14 protein-coding genes are annotated in these 14,900 nt (G+C 70.8%); 10 read left to right on the top strand and 4 right to left on the bottom strand.

All coding sequences use genetic code 11. From position 1 onward, the window contains the following. Positions 1–343 precede the first annotated feature (343 nt). The 3 genes from OQ02_RS17840 to OQ02_RS17830 all read left to right on the top strand — a co-directional run bounded on the left by OQ02_RS17840 (position 344) and on the right by OQ02_RS17830 (position 3,353). A complete protein-coding gene (locus OQ02_RS17840; RefSeq protein WP_051772465.1) occupies positions 344–1,537 on the top strand; it encodes an FAD-dependent monooxygenase in 1,194 nt (397 codons plus the stop codon). A gap of 46 nt (positions 1,538–1,583) precedes the next feature. Beyond that, the gene (locus tag OQ02_RS17835) at positions 1,584–2,498 is read left to right on the top strand and encodes an LLM class flavin-dependent oxidoreductase (protein ID WP_197043383.1); all 915 of its coding nucleotides are present in this window, start codon (positions 1,584–1,586) and stop codon (positions 2,496–2,498) included. A 258-nt stretch (positions 2,499–2,756) separates the two neighbouring features. After that, positions 2,757–3,353 carry a DUF2867 domain-containing protein gene (locus OQ02_RS17830; RefSeq protein WP_033439572.1) on the top strand — a complete coding sequence of 199 codons (597 nt, stop codon included), beginning with the start codon at positions 2,757–2,759 and terminating at the stop codon, positions 3,351–3,353. Positions 3,354–3,502: 149 nt separating this feature from the next. On the opposite strand, the gene OQ02_RS43835 is transcribed toward OQ02_RS17830, so the two are convergent. Further along, positions 3,503–3,844: a putative quinol monooxygenase gene (locus tag OQ02_RS43835; RefSeq protein WP_051772464.1), complete on the bottom strand. Its 342-nt coding sequence runs from the start codon at positions 3,842–3,844 to the stop codon at positions 3,503–3,505. Between the two features lie 424 nt (positions 3,845–4,268). Between OQ02_RS43835 and OQ02_RS17820 the strand changes: the two genes are divergently transcribed. From OQ02_RS17820 to OQ02_RS17790, 7 genes are all read left to right on the top strand, one after another. Further along, positions 4,269–5,801, top strand: a complete 1,533-nt coding sequence (locus OQ02_RS17820) for an ATP-binding protein (RefSeq protein WP_033439571.1) — start codon at positions 4,269–4,271, stop codon at positions 5,799–5,801. Continuing rightward, a complete protein-coding gene (locus OQ02_RS17815) occupies positions 5,798–6,223 on the top strand; it encodes a roadblock/LC7 domain-containing protein (RefSeq protein WP_033439570.1) in 426 nt (141 codons plus the stop codon). Before OQ02_RS17820 ends, OQ02_RS17815 begins: the two co-directional genes overlap by 4 nt. Positions 6,224–6,240: 17 nt before the next feature. Beyond that, the gene (locus OQ02_RS17810; protein WP_033439569.1) at positions 6,241–6,582 is read left to right on the top strand and encodes a DUF742 domain-containing protein; all 342 of its coding nucleotides are present in this window, start codon (positions 6,241–6,243) and stop codon (positions 6,580–6,582) included. Next, positions 6,560–7,156 carry a GTP-binding protein gene (locus OQ02_RS17805; protein ID WP_033439568.1) on the top strand — a complete coding sequence of 199 codons (597 nt, stop codon included), beginning with the start codon at positions 6,560–6,562 and terminating at the stop codon, positions 7,154–7,156. The genes OQ02_RS17810 and OQ02_RS17805 overlap by 23 nt, the downstream gene beginning before the upstream one ends. A gap of 47 nt (positions 7,157–7,203) precedes the next feature. Further along, entirely contained in the window at positions 7,204–8,529 is a 1,326-nt protein-coding gene (locus OQ02_RS45810) for a cytochrome P450 (RefSeq protein ID WP_231500090.1), read from the top strand. Next, complete coding sequence (locus tag OQ02_RS17795; RefSeq protein WP_063747097.1) at positions 8,466–9,617, top strand: cytochrome P450 family protein; 1,152 nt, start codon at positions 8,466–8,468, stop codon at positions 9,615–9,617. The genes OQ02_RS45810 and OQ02_RS17795 overlap by 64 nt, the downstream gene beginning before the upstream one ends. Before the next feature lie 96 nt (positions 9,618–9,713). Beyond that, positions 9,714–11,630 carry an FAD-dependent oxidoreductase gene (locus tag OQ02_RS17790; RefSeq protein WP_033439632.1) on the top strand — a complete coding sequence of 639 codons (1,917 nt, stop codon included), beginning with the start codon at positions 9,714–9,716 and terminating at the stop codon, positions 11,628–11,630. Between the two features lie 19 nt (positions 11,631–11,649). On the opposite strand, the gene OQ02_RS17785 is transcribed toward OQ02_RS17790, so the two are convergent. From OQ02_RS17785 to OQ02_RS17770, 3 genes are all read right to left on the bottom strand, one after another. Continuing rightward, on the bottom strand, positions 11,650–12,516 hold the full coding sequence (locus OQ02_RS17785) for a hypothetical protein (protein WP_033439565.1): 867 nt from the start codon (positions 12,514–12,516) through the stop codon (positions 11,650–11,652). Between the two features lie 751 nt (positions 12,517–13,267). After that, complete coding sequence (locus OQ02_RS17775; RefSeq protein ID WP_033439563.1) at positions 13,268–14,413, bottom strand: RNA polymerase sigma factor; 1,146 nt, start codon at positions 14,411–14,413, stop codon at positions 13,268–13,270. A gap of 5 nt (positions 14,414–14,418) precedes the next feature. Further along, complete coding sequence (locus tag OQ02_RS17770; protein ID WP_033439631.1) at positions 14,419–14,826, bottom strand: YciI family protein; 408 nt, start codon at positions 14,824–14,826, stop codon at positions 14,419–14,421. Between the last annotated feature and the right edge of the window lie 74 nt (positions 14,827–14,900).

Genomic DNA, 14,900 nt, shown 5'->3' with positions numbered 1-14,900 from the left:
ACTCGGGACATTACGCTTACGCCGTAAAGACTGTCAACGTGAAGTGCAAATCCGGCCCGGAACACCGACAAACTAGACAAACACCCGTAGTCGGTCGCTTTCGATCGCACCGTGCAGTTGATCGTCGTTTATGGACAGTGCGATACAGCACCCGCAGGTGTGCCGTGGTGCGAAGGTCGCCTGCGACGCACGTCACGCTTCATCAGCGAACTCTCAGCATGCCGTTGACACTACTTACGGCGTAAGTGTAACGTCCGGCGTCACGGGCTTACGACGTAAGCCTGCATATCCGCCCGTAGTGACGTATTCCAAGGCACATGGCGTGTCGATCGGAAGGTGCTTGATGTCGAAGGTGCTCATCTCCGGCTGCGGTGTGGCCGGGTTGGCTCTCGCCGGCCTGCTCAGGCGACACGGCAGCACGGTCACCGTGATCGAGCGCTCCCCCCGGCCACGCTCCACCGGCGTCGCGGTCGACATCCGCGGTGTGGCGCTGACCGTGGCCGAGCGGATGGGGCTCCTCGGCGAGCTCGAGCGACTGCGGACCAGGCTGCGCGGCATGTCCAACGTGGACAGCTCCGGAGTGGAGCAGTGGCGGTCCGAGGAGTTCGTGCTCAGCAGCGGCCAGGTGGACAGCGCGGACATCGAGATCCTCCGCGAGGACCTGACGTCGATCCTGCGCAGCGACCTCGCGCAGGTGGACGACTCCCGCGACGACACGGCGACCGAACTCGTCTTCGGCGACTGGATCACCGGGCTCGACGAGCACGCCGACGGGGTGCGGGTCACCTTCGAGCACGGGGCGCCGCGCGAGTTCGACCTGGTGATCGGCGCGGACGGGCTCTACTCCGACGTGCGCCGGCTCGCCTTCGGCCCGCACGAGAAGTACCTGCGCCACCTGAACTCCTACATCGCCACGTTCGGTGGGACCAACCGGTTCGACCTGCAGGACTGGGAGCTGTGGGTCCAGGACCCGGCCGCGACGTACGTGCTGTATCCCACCAGGGACAACAGCGAAGTGCGCGTGATCATCGGCATCGCGTCGCCCGACCTGATCGAAGACCGGGACGTGGCCCTGCACCGCAAGCTGGTCGCCGAGCGGATCGACCAGGTCTCGTGGCAGACCGCCGCGATGCACGCGACGTTGGAGGAGTCCGAGGACTTCTACTTCGGCGCGATGGCCCAGGTGCGGATGGAGCGCTGGTCGACCGGACGGGTGGTGCTGGTGGGCGACGCCGCGTCGTCGCCGTCGCCGCTGACCGGGCAGGGCACCAGCGTCGCGCTGGTGCAGGCGTTCGTGCTGGCGCAGGAGCTGTCCTCCGCCGAGGCCGCCGGAGCCGATCACCGGTCCGCGTTCACCCGGTACGAGAGCCGGCTCCGGGACTTCGTCGAGCAGAACCAGACGCTGGTCGGCGACAGCAGCAACCCGTTCGAGGAGGACTCGGACCACGTCGACCGGCTCAAGGTCGAGCTTGAGCGGATCAAGAACGCCCTCGACCTCGACGCACCCGCGCCCGAGGCCGCCGCTTCCGCCGGCTGAGCGGTTTCCCCCGTCCGACAAGTTCCCTGGAAAAGGAGTGCTGCACGTGGAGTTCCTGGCGAATCTGGTGGAGCCCGATGTCGATCCCGGCACGTGGGCCGCCACCCGCGAGGCCGAGGGGTGGGACGCGGTCGCGGTCGCCGACCACTACTTCCTCGACAACGGGGGCACCCAGCTGCGGTGGTACCCCCACCTGTGGGTCGCCGCCTCGCAGATGGCCGCCGCGACCGAGCGGGTGCAGCTGTCGTCCAGCTTCGCCAACAACCTGTTCCGGTCGCCCATCGAATTCGTGCAGGCCTCGCTGACCATGCAGCGGGTCAGCGGCGGGCGCTGGAACGCCGGTCTCGGCGCCGGTTGGGCGCGTGCGGAGATGGACTCGACGGGTCAGGTCTACCCCGAGCCCCGGCAGCGGGCCGACCGGTACATCGAGGCCATCAAGGTGGTCCGGCAGTTGTTCGACACCGGCCGGTGCGTGCTGGAGGGCGAGCACTACAACATCAACGTGCCGGAGTGCGGCGGATTCGAGGACATCACGCCGCCGCCGCTGATCGGCTCGCTCGCCGGTCCGCGCACCATTGCCGGCGGGACGCCCTACCTGGACTGGGTCGAACTCATGCCGGCCATGGCGACGGCGCGCAACGGCAACAGCGACGGCACCGACCTCGCGACCATCCCGAAGAGCCGCCTCGTCGACATGATCGACCGGGTGCGCCGGGTCAAGGAAGACGTGAAGCTGTGCTTCGGAGCCGTGTGCGGTCTCGGTGACGACCCGATGAGCCAGTTCCTCGCACCGCACTTCACCGAGGACTCCTTGTACGGCGGTCTGTTCGGCAGCCCGGAAAAGGTGGCCGAGAACCTGCGCGACCTCGAGCGCTACGGCATCAGTCGGGTGAGCCTCGTCACGGCCGATCCACACCTGTTCGAAAAGCTCGCGCCGCTCCTGTTCGAGAACCGGAACTGAGCGACGGTCCCGATCCCGGAACGGGGCGGGAACGGGGCAGGTCCACGAGCCGCACGCGGTCGCTGGAGAAGGTCGGGAGGCCGGCGCTCCTCCAGCGCGCCGTCGTTCTCCACTCACTTCGCCACCGCATTTTCCGACTTCGGTGACCGGGTGCACAAAGCGACGGCGTCGTCACAACCGGTAAGCTCGGAAACAGATGGGGAGCGCGCCCCGGCGGCCCGCTCCCGGCTGTCGCTACAGGAAAGGACGGCATCAGCCATGAAGCTCCCGGAGTCGGCCCACACCGAACAGCCGTGGCGGATCCACGAGATCGCGCCCGACTTCCGGATCGAGGACGTCTGGTCGTTCCGCACCCCCGGAGCCGGCCCGGACGACTTCCCCGTCATGATCGAGGCGTTGCGGGAGATTTCCGGGCAAGCCTCCTGGCCGACGCGGTTCCTGTTCGCCATCCGCTGGAAGCTGGGCGCCATTTTCGGCTGGGACAAGCCGGACGAGGGCTTCAACGGCCGGGTGCGGTCGTTGCGCGAGCGCCTGCCACCGGAGATGCGGGATGTCCCGCTGAGGGCGGAGTTCGACCTCATCCCGTTCAAGAACGTCTACGAGCTGGACAACGAGTTCGTCCAGGAACTCGCGAACAAGACCGTCCACGACCTCACGCACCTCGGGTGGGTGCGCACCGAGAGCGGCGAGTACGAATTGCGGATGGCGGCCCTGGTCAAGCCCAACGGCCTGTTCGGACGCCTCTACATGGCGGCCATCGCACCGTTCCGGTACCTGATCGTGTACCCGTCGCTCACCCGGCGGTGGGAACGCGCGTGGACCGAGATCGCCCTTCCGCAGATCACGAAGTCCTGACCGGGCCGGTCGACCGAAACCCGAAGTCGCCGCCGCGGCATTGCCGTGGCGGCATCGTCGCGTTCCCGCGGTGCGTGCCGTTCACACCGTTCACGCCGAAGCGGTGCGGGCGGACCGGGCGCTGATCGACATCAGCGCCCGGCTCCGGATCAGGTGAACAGTGGGGCGAAGGTGAATTTCCCCGGCTTGGATTCCAACTCCTGCCTCATGCCATCGCTCAGCGTTCCGTAGACGTCGTTCCTGGTCACCGTCGAGACCGTGGCGATCTTCTCCAGCAGCGCGCCGCAGTTGTGGTTGTGGGCCAGGGCGGCGCCTTCGTCGGTGAACTCCTCGATGAGCACGAACGTCGACGGGTCCGCGCCGCTGAACCACCCGTAGCGAATGGTGCCGGGCTCGTCCTGGATTGCCGTGGTGAGCTCGCCCGCGAGCGCGCGGAAGTCGTCGCGCTGCGAATCGGGAACATGGACTTCGACTCTGACCAGAATGCTCATGGCGAGTATTGTTCCGCATTGTCGTGAACCGGGGAAGCCTTTTGCGCGATTCCGGCGGGGAGACGATGGGCGGCGGTTTTCCCGGCGGGTGGGCCGACGCGGGAAGCGGGCCCGTCGGCGCGGGGGCCGGGCCGGCGGAGGCGTGCGCCGGGCGACCGAACCCGCACGGCGACGCGTTCGACCGTTCGACATCGGGCCGGCCGGCGCGGGCGCGCGGCACGCCGGACTATCCGCCCGGAGAAAACGCCGACTTCAGGACTCCGCTGAATGTCCACAGTGGACATATGGTATTGCTTTTCACGGACAGTTGCTCCATCGGGGGGAGACTGCGGCAACCACTTGGCGTCCGATGAAGTCCGTGATAGAGATCAGTCCTGCTGTCGCGCACCGGTATTCGGCAGGCTCGCCCGCACCAGAGGAATTGATGGACCAACAAAGACTCACGGTGGCGTTCTGGATCCTGCTCGCCATCGTGCTGATCGCCGTGTTTCTGCTGGTACGCCAACGACGCACCACCCGTGCGTTGCAGGTGAGAGCCGAGGCGGCCGAGGCGTGGGCGCGCACTCGGGCCGAGGAGGAGCGGCACCTGGTCGACGCCCGGCTGCCGGCGTTGGCCGAGTCGCTGAGCCACCGGCCGGTCGAGGTGCCCGGTCCGAGGAACCCGCAGGCGGTCGAGGGTGACGAGCGGGTGCTCGCGCTGTTCGCCGACTCCGTCCGGCAGGCGACCGCGCGGGGCGAGCAGTCGGCCCGCGCCACCCTCAAGTCGATGATGCGCGCGGTGCAGAGCCTGTCCAACGAGCAGCAGGTCGCGATCTCGGCCATGCAGAACCGGCACGACGACCCCGACGTGCTCGCCGGCCTGATGCGGATCGACCACATGAACTCCCAGCTGAACCGCCGCGCGCAGGCCACGGCCGTGCTCTGCGGGTCCTGGCCGGGGCAGCAGCGGTCGGCGTCGGCGCTGACCGACGTGGTGCGCGGTGCCACCTCGCGGATCCGGGACTACCTGCGGATCAACGTGCCGGCCGAGTCCGACGTCGCGGTGATCAGCCGCGCGGTCGAGCCGGTGGTGCTCGCCGTGGCCGAGCTGCTCGACAACGGCGCGCGGCACTCGCCGCCCACCACCAGCGTCGAGGTCAACTTCCAGCAGGCGCACAACGGCATGGTCGTGATGATCGACGACGGTGGCGTCGGCATGACGGTCGAGGAGCTGCAACGCGCGGCCCGGCTGCTGGCCGGTGACGGTGGCAGCGACATCAACCGGCTCGGCGACCCGCCGCAGGTCGGTTTCGCGGTCATCGGCGTGCTGGCGAAGCGCTACGGCTTCCGCGTCTCGGTGGACACGCGCTCGCCGTACGGAGGTGTTCGCGCAGTGGTGTTCCTGCCGACCGAACTGCTGACCCGCGTCAGCAAGCCCACCATGCCGGACAACGCCGTCGCGCTGTCCCCCGAACGCCAACCACGACCGGCGCCGGCCGTGGACGACGTCGTCCTGGGGCGCACCCCCGGTGGCCTGCCCCGACGCCGGCGCACCCAACCGGTCGACCAGGGTCCGCCGCCATCGGCACCTGCGACACAGGCTCCCGCAGCACCGGCCGCGCACCTCCCCTCGGCGGCAGCACCCGCCGCGGCGGCTCCAGCTCACAGCGCACCCGCCGCCGCTGCACACTCCCCTGCGGCATCGGCGCTCTCGGCACCGGCTCCCGCAGCACCTGCCGCCGCCGCACACTCCTCTGCGGCTCCGACTCCCGCGGCGCCGGCTCCCGCAGGACCCGCCGCCGCACACTCCCCCGTGGCACACGCCGCCGCGACACCCTCCCCCGCAGCGCCCGACCCCGTCGGGCGGTCGACGGTCGACCAGCGGATCGCGACCGGGCTGGCCGCCTGGAAGCGCGGGACCGATTCGGGCCGGGCCACCACCCCGCCGCCTGTCGCTGAAGGGAACACCCCAGCATGAACACTTTGGGATGGATGCTCGACGACGCCCTGAAGATGCCCGAGACTCGGCACGCGGTCCTGCTGTCGGCCGACGGGTTGCTGATGGCGCACTCCGCCGACATCGACCGGGACGACGCGGAGCGGCACGCCGCCGCCATGTCCGCGCTCCAGTCGCTGGCCCGCGCCACCGCCGAGTTCTGCGGCCAGACCAGCACCGAGTGGCAGCAGACGGTCAGCGAGTTCGTCGGCGGCTACGTCTTCCTGGCCGCCGCCGGTCCGGGCGCGTACCTGGCCGTGTCGGCAACCGCGCGGGTCGACATGGAAGCGGTTTCCTTCCGCATCCAGGAGCTCGTCCAGCGGCTGGGCAAGGAACTCACCAGCCCGCCCCGACAGGCCGAACCCCCGAGCCCGTCGCACCGGGTGGCAGGCAGCACCGCGTGAGCGACGAGAGCCGCGCCATGCGCTTGCGGGGGCTGGTGCGGCCGTACGTGGTGACCGGCGGCCGTGCCCACGCGAGCCGCAACACCCTCGACGCCGTCACGGTCGTGATCGCCACCCGCGAGCAGGTCGCCGGGCTGTCGCCGGAGAAGAAGCGGCTGATGGAGCTCTGCCGCGGCGGCGCGCTGTCGGTGGCCGAGATCGCCGCGCACCTCTCGCTGCCGATCAGCGTGACCAAGGTGCTGCTGTCCGACCTGGTCGACAGCGGTCACATCGCCACGCACGCCGCGGTCTCGCACGCCGCCCGCCCCGACATGAAGCTGCTGAAGGACGTGCTCGATGGCCTCCGTGCTCGCCTCTGACGGCGTCTACCTGCGCGACACCGTGCGGACGGCGGTGAAACTGCTGGTCGTGGGTCCCTTCGCGATCGGCAAGACCACCTTCGTCGGCACCCTCTCGGAGATCCGCCCGCTGCGCACCGAGGAGACGATGACGGAGGCCGGCGCCCTCGTCGACGACCTCGCCGGCGTGAACGGCAAGAGCACCACCACCGTCGCGCTGGACTTCGGCAGGCTGACCCTCACCGACGAGCTGGTGCTCTACCTGTTCGGCGCGCCCGGCCAGAAGCGGTTCACCCAGATCTGGAAGGACATCGCCTTCGGCGCGCTCGGTGCGCTCGTCCTCGCCGACACCCGCCGGCTGGAGCAGTCCTTCGAGGTGATGGGCCTGCTGGAGGAGCTGGGCATCCCGTACGCGGTGGCGGTGAACGCCTTCGACGGCGCGCCGGCCTTCCCGGGCGCGGAGGTGCGGGACGCGCTGGACCTGCTGCCCGAGACGCCGCTGGTGTTCTGCGACGCCCGCGACGTGACCTCGTCCACGCAGGCGCTCATCACCCTCGTCGAGTACCTGTCGACCCGCAACCAGGAGAACGCGTGACCTCGCAAGCCGCCCCCGGGCAGGCATGTCCCGCACACCACGGCCGGATGCCCTTGTACGGCCCCGAGTTCGCCGCCGACCCGGCCGCGACGTACCGGGCCCTGCGCGAGCACGGGCCGGTCGCACCGGTCGAGCTGGCACCCGGCGTGCCCGCCAACCTCGTCGTCGGCTACGCCGCCGCGCTGGACGTCCTGCGCAACCCCAGCGCGTTCCCGCGCGACCCGCGGCGGTGGCAGGCGAAGATGCCGCCGGACTGCCCGGTGCTGCCGATGATGATGTACCGGCCGAACTGCCTGTTCACCGACGGCGCCCACCACGCGCGGCTGCGCGCCGTGGTCACCGACAGCCTGGCCCGGGTCGACCCGAACGCGCTGCGCGCGCAGGTCGAGGAGACCGCGGACCGGCTGATCGCGCGGTTCGCCGCCAACGGCGAGGCCGACCTGCTCAACGAGTACGCGAAGCTGCTGCCGTTGATGATGTTCAACCACCTCTACGGCTGCCCGCCGCAGCTGGGTGACCGGCTGCTCGCCGCCATGAGCGCCATCTTCGACATGGTCGACCCCGAGCAGGCCAACGCCGACCTGACGCACTGCATGCTGGAGCTGATCGCGCTCAAGCGGCAGCAGCCCGACCACGACATGCCCTCGTGGATGATGGCCCACCCGGCCCGGCTGAACGACGAGGAACTGATCCACCAGCTCATCCTGCTGATGGGCGCGGGAACCGAGCCGGAGCAGAACCTCATCGCCAACGGCATCCGGCTGCTGCTGGCCGACGACCGGTTCGCCGGCGACCTCTCCGGTGGCAACCTGCCGGTCGAGGAGGCGCTGGACGAGGTGCTGTGGACCGACCCGCCGATGGCGAACTACTCGGCGAGCTACCCGGTCGAGGACACGGACTTCGCCGGTGTCCGGCTGCCCTCCGCCGAGCCCGTGGTGATCAGCTTCTCGGCGGCCAACAACGACCCGGCGCTGGCCACCCAGCAGCGCTCGGGCAACCGGGCCCACCTCGCGTGGAGCGCGGGGGTGCACGCCTGCCCGGCCCAGCAGCAGGCGAGGCTGATCGCGTCGGTGGCCATCGAGAAGATCCTCGACGCGCTCCCGGACATGCGGCTGGCCGTCCCCGTCGACCAGCTGGTCTGGCGTCCCGGTCCGTTCCACCGCGCGCTCACCGCGCTCCCGGTGCGTTTCACGCCGGTGGCCGTGCCCGTCCAACCCGACGAGTCACCTGGAGAAACCCGTTGGAACGTCCAGCCGAACCCATCGTCCTCGACCCCACCGGCCGTGACATCCACGCCGAGTCCGCAGCCATCTCCGCCCGAGGCCCGGCGACCCTGGTGGCGCTCCCTGGTCGGGTTCTTGCGTGGTCGGTGACCAGGCAGGAGACGTTACGCGACCTGCTCGGCGACCCCCGGGTCTCGAAGGACCCGCGGCAGCACTGGCCGGCGTACACCAGCGGCGAGATCTCCGAGGACTGGCCGCTGCACCTGTGGGTGTCGGTGCAGAACATGTTCACCGCGTACGGGACCGACCACCGTCGCCTCCGCTCGCTGGTGTCCAAGGCGTTCACGCCACGGCGCGTCGAGGCGATGCGGCCGTGGATCGAGCAGCTCACCGAACGGCTGCTGGACGCGCTCGACGCGGCGGAGCAGCCGGTCGACCTGCGGGACGGGTACGCCTACCCGGTGCCGATCGAGGTCATCTGCCAGCTGTTCGGGGTGGAGGACGAGGCGCGCCCGAGGCTGCGGAAGGTGGTCGACGGCGTCTTCAACACCGCGATCACGCCCGAAGCGGCCCAGGAGAACGCCGTGCAGCTGTACGGGGTCATGCACGAGCTGGTCGCCGCCAAGCGGGAGAACCCCGGTGACGACCTGACCAGCAGCCTGATCGCGGTGCGGGAGGACGACGGCTCCAGGCTGGAGGAGGCCGAACTCGTCGACACCCTGATCCTGGTGATCTCGGCGGGCTACGAGACCACGGTGAACCTGCTGGACCAGGCGATCACGGCCCTGCTGACCCACCCGGAGCAGCTGGCCGCGGTCCGCGCGGGGACGAGCAGCTGGGGTGACGTGATCGAGGAGGCCCTGCGCTGGCAGGCGCCGGTCGCGAACCTGCCCCTGCGGTACGCCGTGGAGGACATCGAGATCGGCGGCGGTGTCGTCATCCGCAAGGGCGAGGCGATCCTGGCGGCCTACGCGGCGGCGGGCCGGGACAAGTCCGTCCACGGTGACACCGCCGACGAGTTCGACATCACCAGGGCCGACAAGACCCACCTGGCCTTCGGTCACGGCGTCCACTACTGCCTGGGCTCCCCGCTGGCCCGGATGGAAGCGGAGATCGCCCTGCCGGCCCTGTTCGCCCGGTTCCCGGAGATGGAACTGGCGGTGGCCCCGGACGAGCTGAGGCCGAGCCAGTCGTTCATCTCCAACGGCCACGAATCCCTGCCGGTGCGCTTGAAGTAGCGGTGGTGCGGTCGCGGCCGGCGCGGCGGACGCGTCGGCCGCAACCACACGATCCGGTACTGTCCGGGCCCGTACCGGGTGCCCGACAATCAGGTCATGGCCGGAAGAGGTCACGCGGACGGGTTAGCGACCGTCCTGGTCGTGGGTGCCGGGATGGCGGGGCTGGCGGCGGCGCGGGCACTGCGGGAACTCGGCCACCCCGTGACCGTCCTGGAGGCGCGCGACCGCGTCGGCGGCCGGATCTGGACCGACGAGCACGGGGTCGACCTCGGCGCGCACTGGATCCACGGCACGGACGGCAACCCGATCACCGAGCTGGTCGAGGACCTGGGCATCCCCTACAGCTACGTCGGCGGCGACAGCGCCTACACGGGCGGCTTCGACAGCCTGGACATGTTCGGCGCGGACAACCGCCTGGCGAACCACCGCCGCAAGAGCCGCACCCTGGAACTCGCCGACGACGTGCTGCACGAGCTGGAGCACCGGGCCGAGACCGCGCGCAAGGGGCAGCACCCGGACATCCCGCTCGGTGAGGCCATCCGCCAGGTCCTCGCCGAGCGCCGGCTGCCGCCCGACGACGAGCAGGCGGTCCGCTACCACCTCAACGTGATCCTGCGGGAGGACGTCGCCGAGGACGCGGACAACCTGTCCCTGAAGTTCTGGGAGGACGGCTACCTGGTCTACGGCTACGGCGACAGCATCCTGCACCAGGGCTACCAGTCGGTCGTCGACGCCCTCGCCGAAGGGCTGGACGTCAGGTTGCGCCACGTGGTCACGCGGATCGACAGCGGCGCCGTGCCGGTTCGGGTCACGACCGACCAGGGTCTCTTCGAGGCCGACAAGGTGCTGGTGACCCTGCCGCTGGGCGTGCTCAAGGCGGACGCGGTGCGCTTCGAGCCGCCGCTGCCCGAGGCCAAGCGGTCGGCGATCGCCCGGCTGGGCTTCGGCACCCTCAACAAGATCGCCCTGCACTACGACGAGCCGTTCTGGCCGACGGACCAGTACGTCTTCGGCTACCTGTGCCGCGACACCGACCGCTACCCCACGGTCGTCATCAGCATGTGGAAGTCGCACGGCAAGCCCGTCCTGGTGATGCTGCTGGGCGCCTCGCTCGGCCGCGGGATGGAGACCTGGTCGGACGAGGACGTCGCCGGCTACGCCACCACCGTCGTCAAGGACATGTTCGGCGCCGACTCACCCGAGCCCGAGCACGTCACCCGCACCGCGTGGTCCAGCGACCCGTTCGCCCGCGGCTCGTACACCTGCATCGGCGTCGACGCCTCGTCGAAGGACATCGGCACGCTCGCCGAACCGGTCGACGACCGGCTGTTCTTCGCCGGTGAGGGCACCAACCCCTACCACTGGGGCTGCGTGCACAGCGCCTACGAGTCGGGCCGCCGCGAAGCCGCGCGGATCAGCGGTGACTCGGCCGTCTACACGCCGCCGAGCGCCGGGACGTCCCGCCGCCAGTCGCGCAACACCGACCGCATGCTGCGCTTCGTGCGGCTGCGGATGACGCACATCACCGAGCGCGAGTTGACCGAGCGGGTGGCGTGCCTGAAGGAGGGCGTCGACCCGCACGGGGTGCGGCTGTTCGGCGCGCTGGCCGACTCGGAGCTGGAGACGCTCGCCTCGATGTTCGACGAGATCCCGTTCACCGCGGGCGACTCCATCTGCCGCGAGGACGACGTCGCGCACGGCGTGTTCCTTGTCGCCCGCGGCGAGGTCGAGGTCGACTTCGGCGGCATCTACGAACGCGCGGTCCTGGGACGCGGCACCGTGCTCGGCCACCACGACCTGTTCTTCAACGCCCGCACCGCGTCGGTCACGGCGCTCGACGACGACGTGGTGGTGTACTACCTGGACCACTACCGGTACCAGAGCTTCCTCTACGCCTTCCCCGACGTCATGATGCTCATGATGTCGGACCTGGTCACGCGGTGGGAGCAGCTGGAGGGCGCGCTCGGCTCCGCGATCCTGTCCGCCGCGAAGCGGAACACGGGAGTGGCCTAGGCGGTGCCGGTCCGGGCGCTCACGGCGTCCCGCGGTCGGCCAGCTCCTCCAGGCCGGGGCGGTCGAGGATGTCGAGTCGCTGCGCATCCTGCGTGCCGGAGCGCTTGACCAGACCCTTCCGCTCCAGGTGGCCCATGGTCTTGCGGAGCTTCTCGGTTACCAGCGAGCCCTTGCCCTTGGACGCGAACTCGTTCTTCTCCTCCGGGGGCAGGGTCGGCGCGACCGCCTTCTTCCACTCGGTCAGCAGCTCGGCGCGCGGGACCGAGGGCGCGTCGCCCGCGACGTCCAGGATGATCCCGGCCAGCACGTGCCCGAGGTCGTCCTGCCGGGCCGCGTGCCGCTTGACCAGTTCCTCCACCGACGTGCGCCCCTCGCCGTCGGACGTGCCCGGCATGTCGAGCGTGGCCAGCCGCGCCCACAACGCCTGGTCGGTCGCGGTGGGTTCGAAGCCTTCGGCGAGCACGGCGGTCCGGTGGGCGTCGACGGCGGACGCCAGGGCGAGCACCAGGTCCGTCAGCTCGTCGCGGACGTCGTCACCGCGCAGCCGGCGGGCCGCGGACGCGATCAGGCGGTGGTGCTCGCGCACCAACGTCTCGAAGTGGGCGGCCTTGGTGGCCTTGGTGGCGTCCTCGGCCGCGTCGCGCTGGTACTCGGCCTGGGTGATCTCCCCGTCCAGCGCCCGCGCCCGCGCGGTGGCGCGCTCGGCCGTGCGGTGCACCCGCGTCGCCGCGATCCGGTCCAGCATCGCGCGCAGCACCCGGTCGGTCTGCTCGACGTAGGCGTCGGAGGCCAGCAGCCGCCAGGTCTCGGGGTCGCGGCTGCGCAGGGCGATGTTGACGAAGCGGTCGGCGGCGTGGTCGTCGTCGGGCGCGTAGGGAAGGGTCACGTGTCGATCCTCGGTGCTGGGCGTGTCGAACCCCCGCGCGGATACGACAGGGCCGGTGGCAAGCGTGCCGGGCGTGGTCGAACGGCCCGGTCGCGGGGTGGGGTGCACGGCGCGGCGCGGCTGGTGGTACAGCGCCTGGGCATGCCCGGGATCAGGCTGCTCAACGCCGCGCTCGCCGGTCCAGGCGGCTGGCCGGGCCCTTCGCGCTCGCCGCCGCCACGCTGGCGCACGGGCTGGTGGTGCGGCACCAGTCCGGGCCGCAGACCGGGCCGTCTGGGCAGCGGCAGTCCGAGCCGCAGACCGAGTGGCAAGCCGGACGGCAGGCCAGGCCGCAGTCCAAACGCCAGGCCAAGCGACAGGCCGAACCGCCGGCCAGGCGCCAGTCCGAACGGCAGTCCAAACGGCACGCCAGGCCGCAGTCCAAACGCCAGTCCAGGCAACAGGCCGGACCACCGGCCAGGCGCCAGTCCGGACGGCAGTCCAAACGGCACGCCAGGCCGCAGTCCAAACGCCAGTCCAGGCAACAGGCCGAACCGCCGGCCAGGCGCCAGTCCAGGCGACAGGCCGGACCGCCGGCCGGGCCGCAGGGCGGGCCGCAGGGCGGGCCGCAGTCCAAACGGCATGCCAGGCGGCAGAGCCAGCCGCCGGCCAGGCGCTAGTCCGGGCCGCAGTCCGGACGGCAGTCCTTGCGGCGGCGGTCCGGTGGTCAACCACGTGTCCGGCGGCCGAGGGCGGTCGGTTGCCGTGTCGTTCACCTGCGCATCTCCGCGTTGAGCCGCGCGGCCTGTCGGGTGAGGTGGGCGCACTCGGGGAGGTTGGACGCCGCTCGGGCGGCTTCGGCGTACAGCCGTGCCGCGGTGACCGGGTTGCCGTCACGCTCGTGCAAATACGCCGCGACGGCCGTGTAGCGGGGCAGGGCTGGGTCGAGTTCGGCCAAGGCTGCCAGGCCGGCTCGCGGACCGTCGGCCTCCCCCACCGCGACGGCCCGGTTGAGGCGGGCGACCGGGCTGTCGGAGAGTCTCACCAGCTCGTCGTACCACTCGACGACCTGCACCCAGTCGGTCTCCTCGGCCGTCCGGGCATCCGCGTGGAGCGCGGCGATGGCGGCCTGCGCCTGGAACTCCCCCAGGCGGTCACGGCCGAGGGCCGACTGGAGCACGTCGACGCCCTCGGCGATCATGCCGACGTCCCACAGGCCGCGGTCCTGGTCGGCGAGGGGCACGAGCCTGCCGTCGGGAGTGGTCCGCGCCGGACGTCGGGCGTGGTGGAGCAGCATGAGCGCGAGCAGACCCGCGACCTCCTCGTCGTCGGTCGTGGCCGCCAGCCGGCGGGTGAGCCGGATCGCCTCGGCGGCGAGGTCGACGTCACCGGAGTAGCCCTCGTTGAAGACCAGGTAGAGGACTCTCAGCACCGTCGCGACGTCACCGTGCCGGGTGAACCGGACACCCGAGACGGTCCGCTTGGCCCGGCTGATCCGCTGCGCCATGGTCGCCTCCGGCACCAGGTACGCCTGCGCGATCTGCCGCGTGGTCAGGCCGCCGACCGCGCGCAACGTGAGCGCGACGGCCGACGTCGGTGTCAGGGACGGGTGCGCGCACAGGAAGTACAGCTGGAGCGTGTCGTCCACCGCCTCGCTCTCACCCGGCACGGGCTCGCTCTCGACGAGCACCTCGCGGTTCCGCCGGGTGGTGTCGGCCCGGACGGCGTCGAGGTACTTGCGCCAGGCCACCGTGACCAACCAGCCCTTGGGGTCGCGCGGCGAGTCGTCGGGCCACACACGCACCGCCTCGACCAGGGCGTCCTGCACGGCGTCCTCGGCCGCCGCGAAGTCTGCTCCGCGGCGGACGAGGACGCCGATCACGGCCGGGGTGAGGGTCCTCAGCAGGGCCTCGTCCACAGGTGTCACTCCGTGATGGTCGGGGGCGACGAGAGGAACGGGCGCAGCTCCAGCCACTCGTGGATCGGCTTCCCGCCCGCGCCCGGAGCCGCGGACAGCTCACCGGCCAGCTCGACCGCCCGCTCGTAGCTGTCGACGTCGATCACCATCCAGCCGGCGATCAGGTCCTTGGTCTCCGCGAACGGACCGTCGGTGACCGGCGGGCGACCCTCGCCGTCGTAGCGGACGAACGTGCCCTGCGGGGCGAGCGCCTGCCCGTCGACGAACTCGCCGGTGGTCTCCAGCCGGTCGGCGAAGTCCTGCATGTACTGCACGTGGGCCGTGACCTCCTCCGGCGTCCACTGGTCCATCGGCACGTCGTTGACCGCCGCCGGCGCGCCGCGGTAGTGCTTGAGCAGCAGGTACTTGGCCATCATGGTCTCCTCGATGCGTACGGCCCGCTGTGGCCGTGTTCGCTTCAGGGACGGAGCCGTCCGCGGGTTCTCGA

Origin of the sequence: Saccharothrix sp. NRRL B-16314 (genome assembly GCF_000716595.1) — a bacterium.
Lineage (GTDB): Bacteria > Actinomycetota > Actinomycetes > Mycobacteriales > Pseudonocardiaceae > Actinosynnema.
The sequence above is the reverse complement of the archived record's forward strand: the minus strand, read 5'-3'. Positions and strand labels throughout refer to the sequence as shown.